Origin of the sequence: Rhodococcus sp. ACPA1, from assembly GCF_002300195.1 — a bacterium.
Lineage (GTDB): Bacteria > Actinomycetota > Actinomycetes > Mycobacteriales > Mycobacteriaceae > Rhodococcus_F > Rhodococcus_F opacus.
The window spans coordinates 387,187-410,632 of sequence record NZ_NSDX01000002.1 but is presented as its reverse complement, the minus strand read 5'-3'; the positions used below and the strand labels follow the sequence as shown (position 1 = coordinate 410,632).

Here is a 23,446-nt window from a genome sequence, read left to right as displayed (position 1 = left end):
CTTACTTCTCGACCAGGGCGACCACGCGGGCCGGACTACCCGATCCCCCGACAATGGGCAGCGGCAGGACCGTGATCGCGAACCCGGTCGCCGGCAACTGATCCAGGTTCTGCAGCTGCGTCAGTCCCAACTTGCCCGCGCCGAGCAGGTGGTGATGGCACGGGAACGCCGGGTCCAGTGCCGTGGCCTGGCCGGCGTCGGTGCCGACCGTTTCCACTCCCACACCGACCAGCTCGGTCTCTTCGGCGAGCCAGCGTGCGCACTCGGCGGTGAATCCTGGCGTGTGCGGTCCGGACTCGTCGGCGTTGAGGAAGTCGTCGCTGTTCTCAGACCGGCTCGACCACCCGGTGCGGTAGAGGAGCCACCCACCGGCAGGGAGTGCACCGTGCGTGCGTTGCCATTCTTCGATGTCGGCGACATCGAGGAGGTAGTCCGGGTTGTCGGCCACCCGGTCGGTGACATCGAGGACGACCGCGGGGGCGAGCAGTGAACGCAACGGCACCTGTGACACGTCGAGTCCGTCCTTGCCGGTGATCCAGTGGTTCGGTGCATCGAGGTGGGTGCCGGTGTGTTCGCCGGTATGAATGTTGTTCCAGTACCAGCCCGGCCCGTCCTCGTCGAATCGGCTGATCAACTCGAGCTGGAAGGGCAGGGTGTTCTTGAACGGTTCCGGCAACGCCAGCACCGGGGTCTTGTCGGTCAGTGGTGCGGTGAGGTCGATCAACTCGATGCGTTCGCCGGCGATGGACGCGAGCAGGTCGGTGATTACTGACATGTCAACTCCTCATTGGATTTACGGTGCCGCTTCGCGGCAAGTTCGGTGGCAACGAGGTGGCCGGAACCGGCGCCGAGTCCAGCCCCGGGATGAGTGGATGCACCGATATGCCAGAGACCGTCCACACAGGTGCGATGCCGCCCCGCCTCGGGCAGTGGGCGCCACAGAAAGCTCTGATCCAGCTCCGAACTGCCGCCGTACGGGTCGCCGCCGACGGCATTCTCGTTGTATGCCGCGAGATCGGCGGGCGAGATCATATCCGTTCCGAGGATCTTCAAACCATGGGTGTGCGCGTCCAAGCGATCGATGACACGCTGGGCGTAGGCCTTGGCCAGTTCCGGGGTCCAACCGTCCGCGGTGTTCAGCTCGCCGGCGGCATCGCCGAGCGGTTCGTACGGAACTTCCTGCAGTTGCAACCAGAGCGAAGCGGCACCGGCCGGAACGCGCGAGGGATCCAGGAGGGACTGTTGCCCGACCACTACTGTCGGCTTCCTGGGGAGTAGGCCGGCTTCCGCTTCCGCACGGGCAATGCCGGTGCTCGCCGATCCATCCGAGATATGCACCAGCGGAACCTCGTTGAGGCGGGCGTCGCGCCACTGGGGCCGTTCGGACAAGGCGATGTGGATCTGCATCTCACCGCGCCCGTACCGGTACCGCCGTGCCTGGGCACGCAGCGGGGCAGGACTTGCGTCCGGAGGCAGCAGCGACCCGTACAAGGCAGTCGGTGTCACCGACGCCAGCACGGCGCGCCGGGCTCGGTAACGCCGCCCTGCTGCCTCCACACCGATCGCACGGCCCCGCTCGACAATGATGCGGTCGACGCGGGATCCGGTATGCACCTCGACACCCAATTCGTCGAGTAGTCCTCGAAAGGCCTCGAGCAGTCGTGCAGAGCCTCCCTCAACCACAGGCAGACCGAAACCGTGGACCGTTGCCGCCAGCACCGGAATCATGAAGCCGCCGGAGGCATTGTCCGGCGACAGACCTGCGTGCAGCAGCCACGGCACCCACAGGTGATCCACTTCGGGACCGACATACTCCCGAGAACAGTAGGCGCGGCCCGACGCAGCGAGGTCTCGGAGCCACTGCTCGGAGCCGCGCCGCCCGTTGGTTTTGAAGAAACGCGCCAGCAATGGAACGACTCCGGCGCTGCGGATTTCGCTGCCCATCATTCCGCCGATCACCGGTGCGTTCCGGCCGAACCGTTCCAACGCCTCCAGATACGTATTCCCGTCTTCTTCGTTGCCGAAGCCCGCTGCCGTCAGCTCCGGATCGCGGTACGCCAGGGTGACACGGCCGTTGTCGGCAACGCTCGCGGTCACGGCCTCGTCGGTGTTGCAGAACCGCAGCCCGTGACGGGCCAGGTCGTCGCCGAGCGCCGTGTGCGCCGGGCCCGACACGAACAGCGGATACCACGATGAAAACGTGTCGTGCACGTAGCCGGGCACCGTACGCTCACCGCTCCCGACAAAGCCGCCGATCTCCGGATTGCTCTCCAGCAGCAACACTTTCCAGCCTGATCGAGCCAGCGTGGCTGCGGCGACGAGTCCGTTGATTCCGGACCCGACGATGACGGCATCGACTTCGTTGTGCATCACATCTCCCTTCGAGTGTGAGCGACGACATTAGTGACCCAAGGAGGCGGCGGCTATCCTGATTGCGCGCGCCTTATCCGTATGCCGCTCAGTTGCGAGGGACCCGCCGCTGACCGGCGTGACGCCGCCCCCGACAGGGCGTTCCTCGAACCCTGCCCGCGCGATCGCATCGTCCCCGCGCGAAGAGCGGCAAGTATCGACAGAGCCCTTCTCGACCGGACTCGCGAGGACGGCTGCGAGAAGATGTGCGAACGCCTGTCGATCAGCTGTAGGCCGGTTCTACGCCTGTGTGGCGATGGCGTCCGCGGCGTCGTGTAGCGCCCGGGAGACGGCGTGCATGCCGGGGGTGTACTGCCGGCGGGCGAGCGAGGCGATGTAGATCGAGCGTGTCGGGACCCGGTCAGTGGGACGAAATCGGACCGCGTAGACGTCGGGGCGATGATGTGCGACGGCCAGACGCGGGACCATGGCGATGCCGACTCCCGCTGCGACCATCGCTTCGATCTCTTGGTAGTCATGGGCCTCGTAGACGACGTTCGGGGTGAATCCGGCCGTGTCGCAGCTGCGGTACAGCACTTCGGCCGCCGGGTGGTCGGCGTTGCGGATGATCCACTTCGCCGATCGCAGCGATGCCACCGTGACATCGTCGGCGTGCGGCGCGTCGAGCGGGACGAGCAGGACCGTTTCGTCCTCCATCAGCGGCACGAGGGCCAGGGATTTCTCGGTCTCCTCGGTCCAGGCGTAACTCCAGAGCAACGCCATTTCGACCTCGCTCGAATGGAGCATTTCCAGCAGTCGCGGGCGGACCGCGGATTGGACGCGCACGTCGATGCCCGGCCAGTGGGCGTGATAGTTCTTCAGCGCGTCCGAGAGCAGTGAGGCGCTGACGGTGGGGAAGGAGCCGAGTCGGACGGTGCCGCGCTCGAGTCCCAGCAGAGCTTCCAGGTCACCGTGGGCGCCACGCATTTCCTGACGGAACAGCCGCGCACGCGTGACGAGAATTTCGCCGGCTTCCGTCAACCGGACGCCACGAGGCAGGCGGGTCAGTACCGGCTGCCGGATCTCCTGTTCCAGTTTGGCGATGCGCTGTGACGCGGCGGATGGCGTGACGTTGGCGCGTTCGGCGCCGCCGGTGAGCGATCCGGCCTCGGCGATGTCGAGGAGCAGGAACAGGGTCACCACATCGAACGAGTTGCGCATCGATACCTCCGACAAGCCTTTAATCCTGCTAAACCCCACCGTAGAAATACGACATTGTCATAAACATAACCCCCTCATAGTGTGATCTGGGTAATGATCAAGCGAAGGATGTGACATGCAGACGATCACTACTCCCCCGCGCGGGATCACGGCACGGAATCGCCCCGACGACCCGGTCGATCACCCAGTGCGCTCACTGCTCGTCGCGCCAGTCGGCATCGGCGAGGTGGCGGAAGTGACAACTCGCACTCCACACCTATTGCTTCCCAACACTATTCACGTCTGTCCGTCGCGACCGGCTGCCGCCCAGGAGCCGTTCGATCCGCCCCGCAGCGAACCGAAAGTACGCCCATGACTTCCATCGAGATACTGCCACTGATCGCGTTGGTGGCAATGTTCGTGATAGCCACCTTCTTTCCCATCAACATCGGCATCTTGGGGTTCATCGGCGCATTCGTCGTGGGCGCCTTCATCCTCGGCTACGACGACAAGGAAATCCTCGCCGAGTTCCCCAGTTCGATCGTGCTGACGATCATCGGCGTCACCTACTTCTTCGGTATGGCGAAGAAGAACGGGACAATCGACCTCCTCGTCAATGCCTGTATACGTGGTGTTCGTGGACGAGTGACGATCGTCCCGTGGGTGTTCTTCTTCTGCGCCTCGGTGCTCACAGCCCTGGGCACGTTCAGCCCGGCTGCCGTTGCCCTGATCTCGCCGGCGGCGATGTCCTTCGCCGCTCGGACTCGGATGAGTCCGCTGGTGATGGGCATCATGACGATCAACGGTGCGCACGCCGGCGCGTTCTCGCCCATCTCGGTCTCGGGTGTGCTGGTCCGTGACATCGTCGAGTCGAGCGGCCTGACGATCGCCCCCTGGACCCTGTTCTTCGCCAGCTACGGCATCAATCTGCTGCTCTCGGTCCTGACCGTGGTCGGCTACGCCGTCCTCGCCCGGGTACGGAACCTCGAGTTCACCGCTACCGGCTCCAGCGCCGGCATCGACTCCGACGGCGTCGGGAGCGCACTGCGCACCCCCACTGCGGGACCCGGTGGAAGCCCGGCCGGCGGATCGTCCGGTGGGGGCGGTACCCAGGTACTCATCCGGACGCCGCGCACCGAGGTCGGCACCGACCACGACGTGCAGCCGGTCACCGGGGTCCAGAAGCTCACCCTCGTCCTGATCGCCGCGGTGTTGGTGCTGGTCCTGGTCCTGCATATGCCGATCAGCTTCGTCGCCATCGCGGCCGGTGCGATCCTCGCCTTCACCGACCTGTCCAAGCAGAGTGAGGCCATCGCCGGTATCAGCTGGTCCACGGTCCTGCTCGTCGCCGGCATGGTCACCTACATCTCGCTCATGCAAGAGATCGGCACGATCGACCATCTCGCCGAGATGGCGATCACCATCGGCGCACCGCTGCTGGTCGCCGTCGTCCTCTGCTACGTCATCGGCGTCACCTCGGCGTTCGCATCGTCGACGGCGCTTCTCACCGCCGTCATCCCGCTCGCGCTTCCTCTGCTGCAGACCGGGGCGCTGCCGGTCGTCGGAGTCGTGGCAGCACTCGCCATCTCCGCCACCGTGGTCGACGTCTCCCCGTTCTCGACCAACGGCGCACTCGTCCTCGCCAACGCCCAGAACATCGAGCGTCCCCGGTTCTACCGACAACTGCTCCTCAACGCGGGCATCGTGGTCGCGATCGCGCCGGCCCTGTGCTGGCTGGTGCTGGTGGCCGTCCCGACTCTGGTCTGACGCGCAGACAGCACCCGCGAGGGTTTAACTGAAGTTAACCCTCATCGATTTATTCGCCATTGTTCTCCACCCTGATGTAGGTCAGGGTGGGCAGTGGGACACCGCTGGGAAGCACGCTCCCCATCCGATCAGAGCCTCCAGCGGTGCCTCACAAACTCTTCGAACCCGAAAGGTGGGCCGGACCGTGTTCACACTTCATGGAACCTGGATGCGGGGAGGAACCAGCAAGTGCTGGCTGTTCAACGCATTCGACGTCGATCCGCTCATTGCTCAGGCCGGCGGCCTGGATGCCATCTTGACGTCGGCATTCGGCTCGGGTGATCCGCGTCAGCTCGACGGTGTCGGCGGCGGCAGCTCGACCACATCGAAGGCGGCGATCGTGCGCCGCTCCAGCGAGCCCGGAATCGATGTCGACTACCTGTTCGCGCAGGTCGCGATTGGTGACCGCCAGGTCGAATGGGGCAGCAACTGCGGAAACTGCGCCACGGCGATCGGGTTGTACGCGCTGCAGTCCGGGTTCGTTCCGGTGGACTCCACGACGACGACCGTACGGATGCGGAACCAGAACACCGGCGCGATCCTGGACGCCCAGATCGCCACCCCGGGCGGGATGATCCCCACCGAAGGCGACGCAGCCGTGCCCGGTACCAGCGCGTTGGGTGTCCCGGTGGGGCTCACCTTCACCGGTCTCGCCGCCGGTGCGGCCACACTGCTGCCCACCGGCGTCGCCGCCGATCAGATCTCGATTGCCGACCACACGTACCGCGCGACGATGGTCGTCGCCGGAGCCCCGGCTGCGTTGTTCAACGCTGCCGACCTCGGGCTGACCGGTGCGGAGGACAACCAGACGATCGCCGAACTCCTGCCGTTGCTTCTCCGGCTGCGACAGGAGTCGTCGTTGCGGATGGGACTGAGCAAGCCGGGAGATCCCGTCTCCCATGCGATTCCGAAAATCGGTGTCGTGGGTCCGCCGGCGGACTACCGCACCAGCGCCGGCGTCGACATCAGCGCTGACGATTACGACATCTCGGTCCGGATGCTGTCGATGCTCGCCCCGCACCCGGCGATCGGGCTCACATCCGCGGTCGCCGTCGCCGCGGCTTCCACCGTGACCGGAGGTGTCGTCACCGACAACACGCAGGTCCGGTGGCCGGGATCGCTTCGGGTGGGAACACCCGCCGGGGTACTCGATGTCGACCTCTCCGTTTCCCTCGACGGGGTACTCGAATCGGTCACCCTGCACCGGGCGGCCCGCCGGATCGCATCAGCGGAACTGTTCGTCACTGCCCCGGCGCCGGCTCCGGCACTGGTCGGCTCCGCGCGGTGAGGACTCCGCACAGCCCCGCCCCCGCGATGCGACAGGAATCCTGATGCCCGAGAAGATCGCGATCGCGCCCAGACCGATCGACACGCGGATCGCCCGATCCTGGCTTCTGGTCAACGGCACCCGAACCGACCTGTTCGACCAGGCCGACCGCTCCTGCGCGGATCAGATCGTCCTCGACATCGAGGACGCCGTCGACCCCCAACTCAAATCTGCCGCGCGGGAGGAGGTCGCCGCCTGGCTCGAGAACACCTCGGCCTGGGTGCGGATCAACGACCGGTCCTCGTCGTACTGGAGCGATGACGTCGATCGCCTCGCCGGACTTCCCGGACTGGCGGGCGTGATGCTTGCGAAAACCGAAGCTGCAGAACATATCACCGAAACCTTCGACCGACTCGGCGGAGCCACCCCAGTGCTCGCATTGGTCGAATCCGCGCTCGGAATCGAGCAGGCCGGTGATATCGCCCGCGCCCGCGGCGTCTTCCGACTCGCCTTCGGCAGCGGCGACTATCGCCGCGACACCGGCACCAGCGCGGACGACCTCGCCATGGCCTACCCCCGCTCCAGGCTGGTGGTCGCGAGCAGAATCGGCGACCTGCCCGGACCGATCGACGGTCCCACCGTCAGCAACGGTCACACCGTGCTGCGCGAGCAGTCGGCCGTGTCCGTGTCCCTCGGGTTGACCGGGAAGCTGTGCCTGGACACCGAACAACTGCCGGTAATCAACGAGTCGATCAGCCCCACGCCCTCGGACGTGACCTGGGCGCGGGAGTTTCTCGCCGATTTCGAAGCCCGCGGCCGCGTTGTCCGCGACGGCAGCGACCCGCCCCGGCTCGGGCGGGCCGAGAAGATCACCCGCCTCGCCGACTGTTTCGGAATCTGCCGGAGCTGACCGGTCCTATCCGGTTTCGAATCCCTCTTGCAACTGGTGGGCGGCGGCGGTGCACACCGCGATCCCTTCCTGCGCGGCCGGGCTCAGCCGCCGCTCGGTCAGATGCGCGACCAGGATCCGGCGCTGCGGCGGACGGGTCGCGAGGGGAATCGACCGGACGTCGGGCCGAAGGTTGAGTACGGCCAGTCGCGGAGCAATAGCCACGCCGAGCTCGACAGCCACCATCGCCTGCACCTCACCGTAGTCGTGCGCGAAGACACTCGTGCGTGGCGTGAAACCACCTTGCTGACAGAGTTTTTCGAGGGTCTGTGCGACCGGATGATCGTCGGCGCGGACCACCCACGACTCGTCGCGCAATTCGGCGATCCGGATCGAGTCGCGGTCGGCCAGGCGGTGCCGTTCCGACACCAGTAGCACGGTCGGATCATTCATCACGTGGTGGTACGTCAACGTGGGGTCATCCACCCGGTTCCACTCGTAGTCCCACAGCAGCGACAGTTCGGTCTCCCGGCGGCGAAGCGCATCGACCAAATACGCAAACCGGCCACTGAGCACCTTCAGCTCGACCCCCGGGTGCCGGGTCTTGAACTCCTTGACCACCAGTGGCAGCAGCGACGACCCGGCCGTGGGGAAGGTGCCGAGCGCCAGCACACCTGCACGCAGCCCTTTGATCTCCGCGAGTTCGGCATCGGCGGCCTCGAGTTCGATCAGGATGCGTTCGGTGTGCTTGACCACTGACCGCCCGGCGTCGGTCAACACGATGCCGCGCGCGTGCCGCTCGAGGAGCGGTTGCCCGGCCTCCTTCTCCAGCTTGGCGATTTGTTGGGAGACAGCCGAAGTGGTGTACCCGAGCGCCGACGCTGCCGCGGTGATCGACCCGTGCTCGGCGACCTCGCGCAGCGTGAACATCCTGGTCGTGTCCAGCACCCACCCACCTCCTGACTTTAGAGAAAGTTAACACCTGTCGATACACCCGTGATTGTAGTTGAACCGTGCGAGTGTCAGTCTGAGATGGCGGCAGTGACAGCTCAACACTCTCGGCCGCACCGTGACAGCGGCTCGCACCCGCCCCGTCGGACGGCGCTCGTCCACGGCGACGGATGTCGAGTGCCGCCACCGTATCTACTCCCCCACGCGTGAGGACACCCCTATGACTGCATACCCGAGTGACGTCCATTCGCCTGATGACCAGGCGGACGCGAGCACAGGCAACCGCCCTTCTCCGACGCGCTGCCCCCTGCACGGCATTCGCGTCCTCGACATCAGTACCGTCTACGCCGCACCGATCACTGCCATGATGCTCGGCGACTACGGCGCCGACGTCATCAAGATCGAGCACCCCGCAGGCGATCCCGCCCGCTCACACGGAGCACGCAAGGACGGCCACGGTCTGTGGTGGAAGGTGATCTCGCGCAACAAGAGATGCATCACCCTCAATCTCGGCACCGCCGAGGGTCAGCAGATGCTCCGCGACCTCGTCGTCGATGCCGATGTTCTGGTGGAAAACTTCCGCCCCGGGGTCCTCGAGAAGTGGGGGTTGGGACCGGACCGGCTCCACGACCTCAACCCCGGGTTGATCATGCTGCGGGTCACCGGCTTCGGCCAATCCGGTCCCTACGCCGAGCGCCGCGCGTTCGGGACCCTCGCCGAGGCGATGAGTGGATTCGCGCACCAAACGGGTGGCGAGGACGGTCCGCCGACGTTGCCGCCCTTCGGTCTCGCCGACGGTGTCGCCGGACTCGCCGGCGCATTCGGTGTGGTGACCGCGCTGCTGCACCGCAACGGCCCGGACAGCGACGGAAGGGGGCAGGTCATCGACCTGTCTCTGCTCGAACCGCTGCTGGGGATCCTTGGCCCCGGCCCCACCGCGTACGACCAGCTCGGCACCATCGCCGGTCGTAATGGCAACCGCTCCCCCAACAACGCCCCGCGCAACACCTATCTCACCAAGGATGGGCGGTGGGTCGCCATCTCCGCGAGCGCCACCTCCGTCGCCGCGCGCGTCATGCGCCTGGTCGGCCGCCCTGACGTCGTCGAACTACCCTGGTTCGGCTCCGCCGGCGAACGCAGCCGAAACGGCGACCTTCTCGACGAGGCCGTCGCGAAATGGATCGCAGACAGGCCGCTGGACGAAGTCACGGCCGAATTCGAACGCGTGGGCGCCGCACTGGCACCGATCTACGACGTCGCGCAATTGATGCACGATCCGCACGTCCTCGACCGCGACTGCATCACCACCGTCGACGACGACGACCTCGGCCCGATCAAGATGCAGAACCTCATGGTCCGCATGCTCGGAACACCCGGTGCGATCAACTTCGCCGGCCGCCGACTCGGCCAGGACAACCAACAGTTCTACAAGGAATCCCTCGACATCGACCCGTACCGACTGACCGAACTCGCCGAGAAGGGGGTCCTCTGATGGACCGCAGCTACCTGTTCGCCCCGGGCCACAACCGAAAACTCCTCGGCAAGGTGTTCGACGCCGGCGCAGACGCCGTCATCCTCGACCTCGAAGACGCGGTGCCGCCCGCCGAGAAGTCGACGGCGCGGGACAATGTCGCATTCGTCCTCACCACCCACACCGCATGGGTGCGGATCAACGCGCCCGGCACCGAACTCGCCGGAGCCGACCTCGATGCTGTCGCTTCATCGGCTCACGGCATCCGCATCCCCAAGGTCGAAACACTCGACGACATCCACTGGGTCGCGGACCGCGCCCCCGGAAGACCCCTGATCTGCGCTATCGAAACCGCGAAAGGCGTCGCCAACGCCTTTGCGATCGCCGAGCACCCCGCGGTCACGCATATCGCGCTCGGCGGTATCGACCTGCAGAAAGACCTCGGCACCGGGAAAGGGGACGCACCTATGCAGTACGTGCGCTCCCACCTCGTCGTCGCCGCACGCGCCGCCGGCATCGCCCCACCGATCGACAGCGTCTACCCGCACATCGACGACACCGACGGACTCGTCCGCCAGGCCACCCACAGCCGTGACCTCGGCCTGTTCGGCAAGTCCGCCATCCACCCCGCTCAGCTTCCGGCCATCCACACCACCTTCAGTCCGCGACAGCACGACATCGACTGGGCTCGACAAGTCATCGAGGCATTCGAGAACGCCGGCGGAGCCGCGGTGCGACTGCCCAGTGGCGAGTTCGTCGATCTCCCCGTCGCGGAACGGGCAAGGAAGATCCTGGACTGTGCGCACGCCTGACAAACCCCACCGATTCGAGCCGACCCTCCACCCGCCCTGGACCTGGCACGATGGCAGGGTGACTGAACCCAACCGCGTCCTCGTCCTCGGCTCGGGATTCGCCGGATTATGGGCCGCGCTGGGGGCGGCGCGGCGACTCGACGAACTCCACGCGGCGGGCACCGTCGATGTCACGGTGATCAGTGCGCAGCCGTTCCACGACATCCGGGTCCGCAACTACGAGGCAGACCTGAGCGCGTGCCGTATCCCGCTGAGCGATGTGCTGGACCCGGTCGACGTCGGGCACATCGCCGCCGAGGTGACTGCGATCGACACCGCCGCGCGCACCGTCACCGTCTCGGGCCGCGGGGCACAGCGCACGCAGAGGTACGACCGTCTGGTCATGGCTCTGGGCAGTCGGGTGTCGACGCCCGATATCCCCGGTCTGCGGGAATTCGGCTTCGACGTGGACACGTACGACGGCGCGATGAAGCTACAGCGCCACCTGGCCGCGCTGTCCGACCGCCGAGCGGACGTGAACGCGGCGACCGCGGTGGTGGTCGGCGCCGGCCTCACGGGCATCGAAACTGCGTCCGAGTTGCCCGGAAGGCTGGCAAAGGTGTGCGCGGGACGCAACGTCGAGCCGCGGGTGGTGCTGATCGACCACAACCCCTACGTCGGTTCCGACATGGGCTCATCCGCGCGACCGGTGATCCAAGCGGCGCTGTCCGACAACGGCGTCGAGACGTTGACCGGTGTCGGCGTCGCATCTGTCGACGAGCACGGCGTGACGCTCTCCTCCGGAGAGGTGCTGGCCGCAGGCACCGTCGTCTGGTGTGCGGGCATGCGGGCGAATCCGCTGACCGCACAGCTCGGTGGCGAGCGCGACCGGCTCGGTCGCGTGCCGGTCGACGACTACCTGCGGGTGATCGGTTCCCCCGGAGTATTCGCCGCCGGTGACGTCGCCGCGGCGCAGGTGGACGTCGACCACCTGTCGGTGATGTCGTGCCAGCACGGGCGCCCGATGGGCCGTTACGCGGGCTACAACGTCATCGGCGACCTGCTCGGGGAGCCGATGCTCCCGCTCCGGATCCCCTGGTACGCCACCATTCTCGACCTGGGACCGGCCGGCGCGGTGTACACCGAGGGGTGGGACCGCCAGGTGGTGTCGCGCGGCGCGCAAGCCAAAGCCACCAAGGTCACCATCAACACCCAGCGCATCTATCCCCCGTTGAACCGAGACCGCGGCGCGCTGCTGGCCGCCGCCGCGCCGGCGCTGCAGGCACGACCCGATCCTGGACAATGACTTTCGGGAAATCGAGGACTCGTCGCGGCCTACTGCGCCACCGCCGCAGGAAGCAATTCGTCACACGCGGCGAGCCCACCGGGAGGATGGTCCGGGAAGCCAACGGGACCGCACCGTCCACCGTTCACGGGATGGTGAGCGCCGGCACTGCCGGAGGATCGGCGGGAGCCGGCGCACTGCGGTTGGCCGCGATGAGGTCCCATGCAGTCTGCCGTGGCGCCACGCCGTCCAGGATCCATTTCCCGAGCAGCAACGCGACCTTGGACAGCATCTCGGTACGCAACCGCAGGAACGAGTCCTCGGGGTCGGTGCCGACCTGACTGAGTAGTACCCACCAGGCCCAGGCGACTGCTCCGGCATTGGCAACGAAGTCGGGGACCACCGGAATGCCCCGGCCGGTGAGCACCGCCTCGGCGCGCGGGGTCGTCGCGGCATTCGCAGCTTCGATCACGACTTTCGCAGCGACCTGGTCGACGTTATCCGTCGTGATCGCATAGGAGATCGCGGCCGGGACGAGGATGTCTGCCTCAGTGGCGATCACAGCCGCGCTCGGCAGCCTCTGAACATACGAGGGGACGCGGGAGCGGTCAATCTCGCCGTAGCCGTCCCGCAGGTCGAGCAGCGCGGGAACGTCCAGGCCGTCGGGGCAGTACAGCGTGCCGAGGGCGTCGGCGACAGCAATCACGCGCATACCGGCCTCGTACAGATACCAGGCCGCGCCGCCCCCCATGGTTCCGATGCCCTGGATGGCCACCGTCGTTTCGGCCTGAGTCCATCCACACGCTTGCACGGTGCCGATGCAGGCCTGCGCGACTCCGTAACCGCCGATCACATCGCCCAGCAGAAAACCACTGGGCACCGGGGCGTTCAACGCGGCCCGTACCCGGCGCAGAGTCCCCTGCGGATCCTCCGCACGGCTGATCGCCGCATGGTAGGACTGTTGAAGGCCGAGTCGCGCGAAGACGTCGTCGAGCAGATGCTGCGGCACCCCCAGATCCTCCGCGGTCACCCAGTGCGCGGCCAGCCACGGGCGCATCGCCTGACAGAACCGCTCCAGAACACCGACGGCGCGGGGGTCCTTCCGGTCGAAGTCGATGCCACCCTTCGCGCCGCCGACAGGCAAGTCGAAAACCGCGGTCTTGGCAGCCATGCCTCTGGCCAGATCCTCGACCTCCGACATCGTGCAGCCTGCCCGCATCCGAGTGCCCCCGGTTGCCAGGTCGGACACCAACGTGTGTACGACGAGGTAACCATGAGCTCCGGTGACCGGATCAGACCACGTCACACGTAACAGGGGCTCATCGCTGTGCACGGTCGCCACATCGACGTGGCGCTGCGTCGCAGTGTTCGCACGGTGGTCATACTCTCGGTGCTCGGTGGTGCGCCCGAACCCGCATTCCGTCGTCGTAGTCACCTCGATTTACCCCAATCGTCCTCAGAAAATCCTCGTCGCCACGACCACTCAGCCGATGACGCCAGAGTGCGCGCGCTGGTGACCAGGCGTCCAGTTACGAATCTTGGATGATTGCGTTCACGCTTTCTACACAGCGCAACGCGTGGTCCGGTTGGACGGTTCGGAATGGATGCCTAGGCTGGCGGCATGGAGCTGTCATTGCGCCGGTTGCGGATGCTTCGGGAGTTGCACCGCCGAGGCACCGTGACAGCCGCGGCACTGGCCTTGCACTACACCACATCCGCGGTATCGCAACAGCTCACCCAGCTCGAACGCGACGTCGGCGCAAAGCTATTCGAGCGGCGCGGTCGGCGGGTACAGCTCACCGAGATCGGCCTGCTCCTCGCCGAGCACGCTGAGGAGATCATGCGATCGGTGGACCGCGCGACGACTGCCCTCGAGCAAACGCAGGAAGGGGTCACCGCCCGATTGACCGTTGGAGTGTGGGCGTCCGTCGCGTCGAGCCTGGTGCCGAGTGCGCTGACGTTGCTGGCCGCCGAGCATCCCGGCATCGAGGTGCGAACGAGGGAGCTTGCGCCGGAAGATACCGCAGTCGCAGTGCAGGACGGCTCGCTGGACTTCTCGTTCGTGATCGACTATTCCGACTACCCGATGCAGTGGGACCCGGAGTTGACCAGAGTGGTGATCGCGGTGGAACGACTGCACGCAGCACTGCCTCCGGGAACGGTTTCCGCCAGAACCATAGCGCTGGCGGATCTCGCTGAGCATCCCTGGATCCTTGCGGGACCCAAGTCGCATTTCGGCCGCGCGGTACGCATGGCCTGTCAGCGTTGCGGCTTCGAACCCAGGATCAACCATGAGGTCGGCGAGCAGGCGACGGCACTCGCGATGGTTGCCGCGGGCCTGGGAGTCACCCTTGTCTCCGATCTCGGACTGACGCTGCGCCCGCCAGGAATGGACGTCGTCGCGCTGACCGAACCGCTCACTCGGACGATCTCCATCGCCCATCGGGGGACAGCAGCGCACCGACCGCCGCTGCAACTGGTGATCGACGCCGTGCGCGCCGCGGCGGCCGCACAGGGGCTCGCCGCGCGGTCGCCGTACCCGTAGCCGTAGGCGACACACGTTTTACCGGACATGAACGGTTACACCAGTAGAGGCACTTCCGGCAGGATCACACTGAACTGGAGACGTCCAGGTCCCCCCGGACAGCGCCGGGGACAACCGTCGGATGAATGATCCCTATCCGCACTCGCACCGCCGCCGGATTGCGATGCAGTGCAAGTCAACTCCTGCACGAGGCCTCTCGCGGATAAGTGTCCCGGAATCGACCGAACGAGAGATGAGCCGAATCAGTGCATAACCATGCGGTGGCTGACTTTGTGGGGAAGTGCGTGGGTGAGGATGTGCCCGGATCGCTCGGAGCAGCCACTGGCGAAACCGATTTGCGGTTGCTCCGGTCGCACGTCGCACTCACACCTCGCACGACCTCGAACGACTATCCGCGGAAAGGGTATACCGTCGAGGTGAGAGTCCAGAGATGAGGCCACGGTGAGTACAACCGATGACAAGAGACGAGACGTCCTCGACGAGCACACGCTACGCATGGGCGCGGGCTTCAAAGAGAAGGACCGCGCGCACGTGCGAGAGGTGTTGTCGGCGCTCGCACCGCACCTCGGGCGTTGGGACCCCAGCGATGTGGACGTGGAAATCTCGGTGAAAGACCGGGGCGGCAAAGAACAGCGAGTCACGTTACGCACGACGCTCCCCGGCCTTCCGCCGCTAGTGGCGGCCGCCACCGATCCCCACCTGGTTCAGGCTCTCGGCGCAGCGAAGCATGAGCTGATCCGGCAGATCGAAGACCAGAAGTCGGCACGGGAACCAAAGAACAACCGACAGCTCAGGAACAAGACAATCCGACATCTCGGTGCCCTTCGGACGCCACACACGGACACTCCGTGACCGCCGGCGTCGGCGCACCGGGCGGCCCCACGAAGAGGTCCAACGTGACCGTCCTTCTGCTTCGGCAACACGGCACCGTTCTTCGTCACCGGGAGCGCGACCGTGACGTGACCCGACCCGCGCAGTCCAGCTCGTTGCCGTAGACGAGCCGTGCACTCCCCGTCGAACACCCACCGAAGGACCGTCACCGCCGCAGTTCCGCCACCCTTCCCAGCCGCCCCAGTTTGTGCGGGGTTGCTGATCGCGTAGTGCGGGTGATCCGGCCGTCCTCGACCAGCAGACTCATTGCGGCGGCTGCGCCATCGAAGTCGAATCGGGCGGCCGGTTACACCCGCGAGTGCAGGTCTGCGGCGAGTTGCGTCACGGTTCCCGTGGCGCAACTGCGGTTGTCGCCGACGCCGCCGACGGCGCCTCGTTTCGCCCATCCGACGACATACAGTCCGTCGAGCGGCTCGCCCGTCTCGAGAGAGATCACTCGTCCTCGGCGGTTAGGCACGACCCCCCGCTCGTCCACGGGGATGCCGTCGATCTGCTTCGTCGTGAATCCGGTGGCGCATATCGCGGAGTCCGCGAGAAAGGTCCGACCGGTCGTCGTGCTGACGGCGACGCCGCCGGCCACTGCCTTTCCGAGACCGGTCACTTCCTGTCCGAAGGACAACACAACGCGCAGCCTGCCAGCGTCGGTGGGGGTCGGGCCGTCTCCCGCGCAAATGTCGGCAGCGGGCAGGGCGGAAATGTCACGTAGAAGCGGGGCATCGGCACCGGCGCTCGGGGGACGGCCGGAACGGTCGATCAGCACCTCGGCGTTCTCGAGGTCCAGAAGCTCGTAGAACGCCGACGGTGTGAAGGAGGCGCGATCCGGGGCCGATCGCGACAACACCACCACCTCCGTCACCGCTCGAGCGGCGGCACCTCGGTCGCGTGTCCTGGCCATCCATCGGATGACATCGAAGGCGACGTTTCCCGCCCCGATCACGAGGGATCGCGGTCCCAGCGGCCCGCGCGGGCGAAAGCCGGACGCCCCAGAGTTCTCGGCCACCAGAAGGTCGATGGCCTCATAGACACACTCGCCGCGATCCGCAGTCGCGGGTCCGAGTCGCGTCGGCTGCGAAGCGCCACACGCGAGCACTATGGCGTCGAATCTGGTCCGGAGGTCTTCGACCGAGACATCCACACCGACTTCCGTGTTGTGGATGATTGTGACGCGATCGTCGTTGAAGGGCACGTCGAAGAGCCGCATCATGTCGCGAACGCCGACGTGGTCCCGGGAGACGCCCCGGCGCAGTAGGCCCCCGATCTCGCCGTGTTGCTCGAAGACGGTGACGCGTACCGAGGTCGATCGTCGAAGGAGTTCACGAATGGTGTACATCGCCGCCGGCCCGGATCCAACGACGGCAATCTTCAGCCTGTCGCTGGGTTTGCCCAGCGGTTGCTCGAAGCGGATCCGTCGCGACCGGGGCCGGGACTTGGCGGGAGCCTGCTCGAAGAACTCCGCATTGCGGGCCGCGTAGGGCCGTTCGGTGACGGTCAACATCCACTCGGGTTTGATGGCAGACGCCGGGCAGGCCTCGACGCAGGCGGTGCAATCGATACACGAGCGCGGGTCGATGTACAGCGTCTCGGCCGACTCGAAACCCGCTTCGCCGGGGGCAGGGTGAATGCAATTCTGCGGGCACACCCGCACGCACGAGGCATCCTTACAACAATGCCCCAGGACAACGTGGGTCACAACGACTCCTGCTCGCTCAGAGAAGATTCGATTTTCGGTAGATCCATCGCGCGCCGAAATTCAGCAGCCCTTCTCTGCTCAGGAATTCGATAAACGGTTCTGCGGCCCTGCGGAACATTATCCGGTGGTGTTCGTTTTCATCTATTTCCGGCCCTACGACCTTCCAATCCAGGCCGAGATCCTCGTACATTCGACGATTGATCAGGCTCTTCGCGACGAGGTGCGTTCCCATCGCAATGATCAGGGTGCTGATAAACCGTCGGACGCGCGAAATCGTGGTCAACCGAGTCCGGATTTTCTGACGCGCGTACGCCATGTGCCGGGATTCCTCGACAACATGGATATAGCAAGCCCTGCGGACGGGCGCGGCGACGTCTTCGCTCGCCATCCAGTCACGTTGCATGACATCGAAGATCTCTTCGCCGGCCAGTACGATTCCGTACGCCACCTCGTCCCACGCGATGGTCCTGAACAGCCATCCGAAAAAGTCCAGTGAGCGGTCACGTCGATAGAAGTGCGATCCGATGCTGTCGATGACGTTGACGAACATCAACGAGTGCAGGTTCTCGTCGGCGCATTCGTTGAACAGAAACTTGACGTCCGAGCGAGCGGGGTCCGCACTGTGGCTGGCCCGCAGCAATGCCACCTGCAATCCCACCTCCAGCCAGATTCCGACACCCAGGAACTGCGCGACCTCGCTTCTGGTGAGCCGGACGCGCTCCGACTCGGTCATGGAGTCCCACGTAGCGGTGCCGAAGAGAGGCGACCACTCGGGTGTCATCCCGTGAAATTCGGCGCCATCTGAATCGGGTTGGCAAACCAGGGGGTCCCGGGGATCGAATGAGAGGCGCTTAGCCGATTCCAAGAGAGTATCGAATATCGCATCGCTTCCGGATGTCGTCATCCTTTCTCTACTCCTATATCCTGTTTCACTCGAATCTCGAATCGATTAGAGAGCAATTGTGTTTATCCCGGGTGCCAAAACTCACCCTTGCGCTCTGCCTCACCTGTGTTCCGCCCGGCACATTAGTCGGTTACGGAAGCAATCGCAGAACTTGCAGCGTACCTCGTCAACGACTCGACGATCAGGTCGCCGCATCCACTGAATTGATCTTGAATGTCTCGGCGTTTTCATGAGAATTCAAGTAACACGCAGTTGTTGTGGGGAACCGTGGCCGATCACGAGGCGAAACCCTGCGCAAGGATTTCCTCGAGCCACTCGGCGTCACGCAGAACCCGGGTCTGACGACCGTCTCCGCCGCAACTCGCTGCGCAGGGCTACCAGCAGGTCCCGAACTCCGATGGTGGGCGGGAGCCGCGGGGGGTCCTGACGACGAGCCCGCGAGCCCCGATGGAGGCGCAGGCAAAGTCGGTGATGGTGGACAAGCCGGCGGAGGAGGCTCCGGTTGCCCCCGCGCCCGCCTCGGTTGGCGCTGCGCTGGCGGCCGATCAGGACGAGTGGGACGACGACGCGTGGTGACTGCGGTCAGCCGGTGATCTCGCTGCCCGGCCATCCTCGTGGAGCCGGGCAACAGCCTCGAGGCGCGTTGCACCGTTCAGGTTGCCCAATCCTCAGATCCGGCGCATCACCGATACCACCTTGCCCAGCACGACTGCGTCGTCACCGTCAATCACGGCGTAGGCAGAATTACGGGGCTCGAGGAAGACGTGGCCATCGCGGCGCCGGAGCACCTTCACCGTGGCCTCGCCATCAATCATCGCGGCGACGATCTCGCCGGAATGGGCTTCGTCCTGGCGGCGCACCACGACGACATCGCCATCGCAGATCGCGGCGTCAATCATCGACTCGCCGCGCACCCGCAGCCCGAAGACGGTGCCGGAGCCGACGAGCTCGCGAGGGAGCGTCAGCATCTCATCGGCGTGCTCCTCCGCCAGGATCGGTGCGCCGGCTGCGATGTCGCCGACTACCGGGACCGTCACATTGTTTTCGGACGAGCGGCCTTGCTTCGCCTCGGAGAGGAACGGGCGCACGTCCAATTGCCGAGCCATTGCCGTGCCCCTTCGGAGAAAGCCCTTTTCCTCGAGGCTCTTCAGATGCTTGGACACCGACGACGTCGACCGCAGGCCCACCGCGTCCCCGATCTGTCGGGTGCTCGGCGTGCATCCGTGTGCAGCCACCCAGTCCCGGATCGTTGCCAGAATCCGCTGCTGGCGCGATGGCAGAGTGGAGGCGTCGAGGCCACCGAACATGTCGAGATCGTCGTAATCGGTCACCGAAGAATGGTAGGGGGTGACGACAGCCCCCTCGAGCACGGTGTAGGCGTGCGGACCAGGAGCGGGGTCTCCCGGCTGTGGCGCAAGATGGCCCCGCCCGTCCCACCTCGCTGAAATGCGGACTCGGTCGAGGCACTCCAGGCCGTTAGTGGCTCGACATCTCAGACGGGGACGGCGGACTTGCCGATTTCGACCTCCCGCAGGCGACGGTCGCGCAGTCGTGTCGCAGATCGCGGCGGAAGGTATCAACGCGGTATCCGCAGCCATTCACGGGTTGACCAGAACACGCCGCGTGACGGCACTCGCGTGCCGCGAGTTCGCGTCGTCCTGCTCAACGCTTGCGGCGGCTGGCGCGTACCTCGAGCTTCTGCGGGTATGGGTCCGCCGGGATCCGCTTTGCCGGGTGGTCCGTCCAGGCAGTCACCTTGCTCTCACGGGCCAAACGCTGCCGGCACCGATCCCCGGAACCCGGACCGCGGGGATCAACTCAGCGGAGCCCCGAAGACACCCGCACGTCCCAGGCGCTCCCCTGCTCGCGATCGAGTACCGTGACCGCCTTGTTCTTCAGCCCGAAGATGTAGACCAGCAAGCTGACCCCGATCACGACCGTCACGTAGAAGATGAACCAGCCCACGTGACCGGCCGACTTGGACGCCTGGAAAAGCACCGGCGCCGTACCGCCGAAGACGGAGTTCGCGAGCGCATAGCCCAGACCCACGCCCAAGGCGCGGATGTCGGCCGGGAACAGCTCCGCCTTCACGATCGCGTTGATCGAGGTGTACCCGGTGAGGATGACGTAGCCGACGGCGAGCAACGCGAACGCCATCAGCGGCGAGGTGGTTTGCGGGAGGTAGGTGAGCAGGACGTAGGTGTAGACAACGCCACCAACGCCGAAGAAGATCAGGAGGGGCTTGCGACCGACGCGGTCGCTGATGATGCCGCCGACCGGCTGGAGCAGCAGCAGGAAGATCAGTGACAGCAGGTTGATCCACGTCGCCGTCAGCGCCCGGTCGGCCCCGAAGGTGGACTTCACAATCGCCGGCGCGTTGACACTGTAGGTGTAGAACGCGACCGTGCCACCCGCGGTAATGAGGAACACCAGCAGCAGCGGACGCCAGTGTTTGGTGAACAACGCCGTCAAGGACCCCGCCGTTCGGTCCTCACCCGCACGGATGGCCTTCAGATGCGACTCGCTGAGCGACTCGTCCATCGAACGCCGAATCCACAGCACGACCAGGGCGGCGATGCCGCCGATGAAGAAGCCGATCCGCCATCCCCAATCGTTCAACGCCTCGACATCGAGAACGCTGAGCGCGATCAGGAGCGTGAACTGCGCGAGTACGTGACCGCCCACGAGGGTGACGTACTGGAAAGACGACAAGAAGCCGCGCCGATTCGCGGTCGCCGCTTCGGACATGTACGTCGCCGAGGTGCCGTACTCCCCACCCGTGGCGAATCCCTGGACAAGCCGAGCGAGGACCAAAATCACCGCCGCCCAATACCCGATGACTTCGCGTGTCGGCATGACCGCCACCACGAAGGAGCACGATGACATGATGGTGATGCTGAGCATCAGGGCCGCCTTGCGGCCACGACGGTCGGCGAACCGGCCGAAGAACCAGGACCCCACCGGTCGCATGACGAAAGTGACCGCGAAGATCGCATAGATGTACAGCGTGGAGTTGGCGTCGTTCTCGTCGAAGAATTGCGCCTCGAAATACGTGGCGAAGACCGTGTAGATGTACACGTCATACCACTCGACGAGGTTTCCTGCCGAACCCTTCATCGTGTTGAGCACCGCCCGCCGGGTGCTCGTCGGAGCGCGGGTTGGACCGGACGGAGTCGCGTCATCGCTCATCCGTCGACGATAGCGGATCGCCCTCCCACACCTGGGCGAGTCACCCAGGGGCGGTGTCAATTCGCTGCCCGGGTCGTCACCACGCAATCAGCACACCGGAAGGATCATGGCTTCCAACTGGAAAGTCTTCGACCAGAACCCGCGCGCCGCAGAATCGGCCGAGGTCGGCTCGACGATTTCACCTCGACATCGCCAAGCCCGAGACGACGGCGTCCGCGCCCGCATACCCGCCGGGACACCGGTCGCCGAAGAACTGCGCCCCTCCACGCGAAATCAAACACCAAAACACGAAATGTGATAACCGCAAGCACTATTCGAACATAGATGAGCTTTATTGTGCCCAAATGCTGAAACTACCTACAGAACAAGGTGATACCGCGCCACGGCGCCGACACCCCACATCACAAACCGGGGACATGCCATCACACCAGGTCACAGCACCATCACACCCGAACCGGCCCTATTGCGATCCCGCACCCCGTCGCACGGGCCCCCAGGTCCTCGCACATGCACTCGCTGTTGCGGGCACACCCAGACGCCTGTCCGTGTCGGGCTGATGGACCGTTCCCGAGGCCCGCGGGACGCGTGTCACCAGACCAGTTCAGATGGTTTTTCGACGCGGATCCTGCAGTCCATCGTCCAGGTGAGGGGTATCCGCGGGGAGCGACCTCCGGTGCACGTGGCGTGCCGCACCAGTCGTGGTTGCTGCGGCAATCGGCGACGGTAGCTCCTCGCACGCGACCGATCGGTAGAACACACCATTGCGGGTGACATGCGTCAGGTCACCAGAATTTTCACGAGTTCGGCTGTCGCAGTACAGGCTTGTCGATCTGTTCGCGAAGGATGTCGCCATGACCTGCGTGCCTGGCGAACTCTTGGATCATCAGAAGCAGTGTCCATCGCATGCTGACGTTTCCCTCGCGGGGATTGTCCTTGTGATCATCGAGATCGAAGCGGGACGCGATCGCACGTGATCGTTGGCTTGCTCGCTCGAACTCAGCGATCACATCTGCCAGCGACTCGTCGTCGGCGACGGCGAAGGTGCCCTCGTCGCGGCGCGAGTATCCATCGCATTCGGATTCGTCGAGTCCTGCCCAGAACCGTTGGAACCAGATCCGTTCCGCGGCAGCGGCATGCTTGATCAACGAGATCGGTGTCGTCAGCGATGCGACGAGTCGCCGGCGAGCGTCGGTATCAGAGAGGCCGCGGGCAGTCTCGATCAATGCCTCACGGTTACGGTCGAGCATGTCCTCGATGATCGATCGCTCCGTGCCGGTAGCAATTGCATTGGTGGCCATACGCTTTCACACCATCCTGTCGTGTAGTTGGTCAAGGACCGTCCGCAATGTAACGGTCGGGCCGGGTTACGCAAGACGGCGATCCATTTCGGGAGAGGAGCGAAACGTCCGGCGCCGAGAAGGGGAACGAGCATTTGATGCGCTTGCCGTCAGGGACTGCGGCCTCCGGAGTGCCGCAAGAACGGGCCGGCGTCAACACCGCAGCCCGGGCGTTCGGGGGACTGCCCTGCACAGACTATCGCACAGTTGAAGCAGTCGTCTTCTGAAACTGATGGAAACTGTCGGATTCAGAAGTCGGGTGCACGGGTTTCCGATGCCCGTGATCAGAAGTCCTGGGCATCCTCGGCATCGGATCCACAGCACCGGTTTCAGGTCCGGTACGAGGACAACCAGGATCTCGGTATCCCGCGTCCACAACCTCCCATCGCAGCGAAGATTCACCGCCGCGCCACATCACGGACGACACCCTCATCGCAGGTCGGCCGCCATGGGCGAGCGGGCTCGGGTTACCTCAGACGGGCCCGCACGACCGTGACCGCAAGTTGGACGCGGTTGTCGCTTCCGGTCTTGGCCATCGCGCTGGCCACGTGCGTCTTCACGGTGGTGATACCCATCCGCAGGCGGCCGGAGATTTCCGCGTTGGACAGGCCTTCCCCGACCAAGATCGCGGTTTCGCGCTCACACGGAGTCAGTCCGACCAGCGAATCTGGTTCGGACGCAGGGTCGGCCACACGACGCGCGGTGACGGCAGCAGTTACGACGCGGAGGAGAAGATGGGGGCTGAACGGGCTGTCGCCGTCGCGGCGCGGCGAATCGACTCCAGCAGCAGATCCGGCGCCGCGCTCTTCGCGAGGAAAGCGCAAGCGCGCGGTCGCGGAGCACTCACGCGACCAGGAACTGCCTACCGGATGAAACGAGTT

21 protein-coding genes are annotated in these 23,446 nt (G+C 65.4%); 10 read left to right on the top strand and 11 right to left on the bottom strand.

Translation table 11 applies throughout. From position 1 onward, the window contains the following. Position 1: 1 nt before the first annotated feature. From CJ177_RS08425 to CJ177_RS08415, 3 genes are all read right to left on the bottom strand, one after another. Positions 2-775: a cyclase family protein gene (locus CJ177_RS08425; RefSeq protein WP_061043979.1), complete on the bottom strand. Its 774-nt coding sequence runs from the start codon at positions 773-775 to the stop codon at positions 2-4. Further along, the gene (locus CJ177_RS08420; RefSeq protein WP_095867559.1) at positions 766-2,370 is read right to left on the bottom strand and encodes an NAD(P)/FAD-dependent oxidoreductase; all 1,605 of its coding nucleotides are present in this window, start codon (positions 2,368-2,370) and stop codon (positions 766-768) included. Before CJ177_RS08420 ends, CJ177_RS08425 begins: the two co-directional genes overlap by 10 nt. A 279-nt stretch (positions 2,371-2,649) precedes the next feature. Further along, on the bottom strand, positions 2,650-3,570 hold the full coding sequence (locus CJ177_RS08415) for a LysR family transcriptional regulator (RefSeq protein WP_005241437.1): 921 nt from the start codon (positions 3,568-3,570) through the stop codon (positions 2,650-2,652). Positions 3,571-3,921: 351 nt separating this feature from the next. Between CJ177_RS08415 and CJ177_RS08405 the strand changes: the two genes are divergently transcribed. The 3 genes from CJ177_RS08405 (at position 3,922) to CJ177_RS08395 (ending at position 7,532) form a co-directional block, all read left to right on the top strand. Next, positions 3,922-5,316, top strand: coding sequence for an SLC13 family permease (locus CJ177_RS08405; protein ID WP_095867558.1), 1,395 nt, complete (start codon positions 3,922-3,924; stop codon positions 5,314-5,316). A 208-nt stretch (positions 5,317-5,524) separates the two neighbouring features. Beyond that, positions 5,525-6,643 (top strand): PrpF domain-containing protein, encoded by a 1,119-nt coding sequence (locus CJ177_RS08400; RefSeq protein ID WP_005241431.1) that lies wholly within the window; start codon positions 5,525-5,527, stop codon positions 6,641-6,643. Positions 6,644-6,686: 43 nt separating this feature from the next. After that, a complete protein-coding gene (locus tag CJ177_RS08395) occupies positions 6,687-7,532 on the top strand; it encodes a CoA ester lyase (RefSeq protein ID WP_061696877.1) in 846 nt (281 codons plus the stop codon). A gap of 6 nt (positions 7,533-7,538) precedes the next feature. Here the strand turns inward: CJ177_RS08395 and CJ177_RS08390 are convergent, their stop codons facing one another. After that, positions 7,539-8,459, bottom strand: a complete 921-nt coding sequence (locus tag CJ177_RS08390; RefSeq protein ID WP_005241429.1) for a LysR family transcriptional regulator — start codon at positions 8,457-8,459, stop codon at positions 7,539-7,541. A 223-nt stretch (positions 8,460-8,682) separates the two neighbouring features. Between CJ177_RS08390 and CJ177_RS08385 the strand changes: the two genes are divergently transcribed. From CJ177_RS08385 to CJ177_RS08375, 3 genes are read left to right on the top strand one after another with little or no spacing between them, the layout of a single operon-like run. After that, entirely contained in the window at positions 8,683-9,954 is a 1,272-nt protein-coding gene (locus tag CJ177_RS08385) for a CaiB/BaiF CoA-transferase family protein (RefSeq protein ID WP_095867557.1), read from the top strand. Then, on the top strand, positions 9,954-10,745 hold the full coding sequence (locus CJ177_RS08380; protein ID WP_061043985.1) for a CoA ester lyase: 792 nt from the start codon (positions 9,954-9,956) through the stop codon (positions 10,743-10,745). Before CJ177_RS08385 ends, CJ177_RS08380 begins: the two co-directional genes overlap by 1 nt. 58 nt (positions 10,746-10,803) lie before the next feature. Continuing rightward, positions 10,804-12,030 carry an NAD(P)/FAD-dependent oxidoreductase gene (locus CJ177_RS08375; RefSeq protein WP_061044028.1) on the top strand — a complete coding sequence of 409 codons (1,227 nt, stop codon included), beginning with the start codon at positions 10,804-10,806 and terminating at the stop codon, positions 12,028-12,030. Positions 12,031-12,154: 124 nt separating this feature from the next. On the opposite strand, the gene CJ177_RS08370 is transcribed toward CJ177_RS08375, so the two are convergent. Continuing rightward, positions 12,155-13,444 carry a glutamate dehydrogenase gene (locus CJ177_RS08370; protein WP_095867556.1) on the bottom strand — a complete coding sequence of 430 codons (1,290 nt, stop codon included), beginning with the start codon at positions 13,442-13,444 and terminating at the stop codon, positions 12,155-12,157. 186 nt (positions 13,445-13,630) lie between these two features. On the opposite strand from CJ177_RS08370, the gene CJ177_RS08365 reads away from it, so the two are divergent. Both CJ177_RS08365 and CJ177_RS08360 read left to right on the top strand, forming a co-directional pair. Next, complete coding sequence (locus CJ177_RS08365) at positions 13,631-14,554, top strand: LysR family transcriptional regulator (RefSeq protein ID WP_005241421.1); 924 nt, start codon at positions 13,631-13,633, stop codon at positions 14,552-14,554. A gap of 441 nt (positions 14,555-14,995) precedes the next feature. Continuing rightward, on the top strand, positions 14,996-15,406 hold the full coding sequence (locus CJ177_RS08360; protein ID WP_231913776.1) for a hypothetical protein: 411 nt from the start codon (positions 14,996-14,998) through the stop codon (positions 15,404-15,406). 325 nt (positions 15,407-15,731) lie between these two features. Here CJ177_RS08360 and CJ177_RS08350 read toward each other — a convergent pair whose 3' ends face one another. After that, entirely contained in the window at positions 15,732-17,135 is a 1,404-nt protein-coding gene (locus CJ177_RS08350; RefSeq protein ID WP_095867555.1) for a 4Fe-4S binding protein, read from the bottom strand. A 16-nt stretch (positions 17,136-17,151) separates the two neighbouring features. After that, the gene (locus tag CJ177_RS08345; protein ID WP_005241415.1) at positions 17,152-18,039 is read right to left on the bottom strand and encodes a diiron oxygenase; all 888 of its coding nucleotides are present in this window, start codon (positions 18,037-18,039) and stop codon (positions 17,152-17,154) included. Positions 18,040-18,486: 447 nt separating this feature from the next. On the opposite strand from CJ177_RS08345, the gene CJ177_RS48150 reads away from it, so the two are divergent. Continuing rightward, complete coding sequence (locus CJ177_RS48150) at positions 18,487-18,615, top strand: hypothetical protein (protein WP_257014434.1); 129 nt, start codon at positions 18,487-18,489, stop codon at positions 18,613-18,615. Between the two features lie 92 nt (positions 18,616-18,707). Here CJ177_RS48150 and lexA read toward each other — a convergent pair whose 3' ends face one another. Beyond that, complete coding sequence (gene lexA, locus CJ177_RS08340) at positions 18,708-19,370, bottom strand: transcriptional repressor LexA (protein WP_037179205.1); 663 nt, start codon at positions 19,368-19,370, stop codon at positions 18,708-18,710. 487 nt (positions 19,371-19,857) lie between these two features. Beyond that, positions 19,858-21,228, bottom strand: coding sequence for an MFS transporter (locus tag CJ177_RS08335; protein ID WP_061696878.1), 1,371 nt, complete (start codon positions 21,226-21,228; stop codon positions 19,858-19,860). 106 nt (positions 21,229-21,334) lie between these two features. Here CJ177_RS08335 and CJ177_RS46680 point away from each other — a divergent pair, with 106 nt between their 5' ends. Continuing rightward, positions 21,335-21,526: a hypothetical protein gene (locus CJ177_RS46680; protein ID WP_143548650.1), complete on the top strand. Its 192-nt coding sequence runs from the start codon at positions 21,335-21,337 to the stop codon at positions 21,524-21,526. A 496-nt stretch (positions 21,527-22,022) separates the two neighbouring features. On the opposite strand, the gene CJ177_RS08330 is transcribed toward CJ177_RS46680, so the two are convergent. Together CJ177_RS08330 and CJ177_RS08325 are read right to left on the bottom strand one after the other, a co-directional pair. Beyond that, positions 22,023-22,526 (bottom strand): DinB family protein, encoded by a 504-nt coding sequence (locus tag CJ177_RS08330; RefSeq protein WP_061696879.1) that lies wholly within the window; start codon positions 22,524-22,526, stop codon positions 22,023-22,025. A gap of 506 nt (positions 22,527-23,032) precedes the next feature. After that, positions 23,033-23,389: a response regulator transcription factor gene (locus CJ177_RS08325; protein ID WP_197487761.1), complete on the bottom strand. Its 357-nt coding sequence runs from the start codon at positions 23,387-23,389 to the stop codon at positions 23,033-23,035. Positions 23,390-23,446: the final 57 nt, after the last annotated feature.

Bases quoted from the DNA above. Each gene is read 5' to 3' on its own strand.
- CJ177_RS08365 (WP_005241421.1), top strand. From the start codon at position 13,631: ATGGAGCTGTCATTGCGCCGGTTGCGGATGCTTCGGGAGTTGCACCGC.
- CJ177_RS48150 (WP_257014434.1), top strand. From the start codon at position 18,487: ATGGAGGCGCAGGCAAAGTCGGTGATGGTGGACAAGCCGGCGGAGGAG.
- CJ177_RS08400 (WP_005241431.1), top strand. From the start codon at position 5,525: ATGCGGGGAGGAACCAGCAAGTGCTGGCTGTTCAACGCATTCGACGTC.
- CJ177_RS08330 (WP_061696879.1), bottom strand. From the start codon at position 22,526: ATGGCCACCAATGCAATTGCTACCGGCACGGAGCGATCGATCATCGAG.
- CJ177_RS08395 (WP_061696877.1), top strand. From the start codon at position 6,687: ATGCCCGAGAAGATCGCGATCGCGCCCAGACCGATCGACACGCGGATC.
- CJ177_RS08415 (WP_005241437.1), bottom strand. From the start codon at position 3,570: ATGCGCAACTCGTTCGATGTGGTGACCCTGTTCCTGCTCCTCGACATC.
- CJ177_RS08345 (WP_005241415.1), bottom strand. From the start codon at position 18,039: ATGACGACATCCGGAAGCGATGCGATATTCGATACTCTCTTGGAATCG.
- CJ177_RS08385 (WP_095867557.1), top strand. From the start codon at position 8,683: ATGACTGCATACCCGAGTGACGTCCATTCGCCTGATGACCAGGCGGAC.
- CJ177_RS08405 (WP_095867558.1), top strand. From the start codon at position 3,922: ATGACTTCCATCGAGATACTGCCACTGATCGCGTTGGTGGCAATGTTC.
- CJ177_RS46680 (WP_143548650.1), top strand. From the start codon at position 21,335: ATGGCTTCCAACTGGAAAGTCTTCGACCAGAACCCGCGCGCCGCAGAA.
- CJ177_RS08335 (WP_061696878.1), bottom strand. From the start codon at position 21,228: ATGAGCGATGACGCGACTCCGTCCGGTCCAACCCGCGCTCCGACGAGC.
- CJ177_RS08380 (WP_061043985.1), top strand. From the start codon at position 9,954: ATGGACCGCAGCTACCTGTTCGCCCCGGGCCACAACCGAAAACTCCTC.
- CJ177_RS08425 (WP_061043979.1), bottom strand. From the start codon at position 775: ATGTCAGTAATCACCGACCTGCTCGCGTCCATCGCCGGCGAACGCATC.
- CJ177_RS08420 (WP_095867559.1), bottom strand. From the start codon at position 2,370: ATGCACAACGAAGTCGATGCCGTCATCGTCGGGTCCGGAATCAACGGA.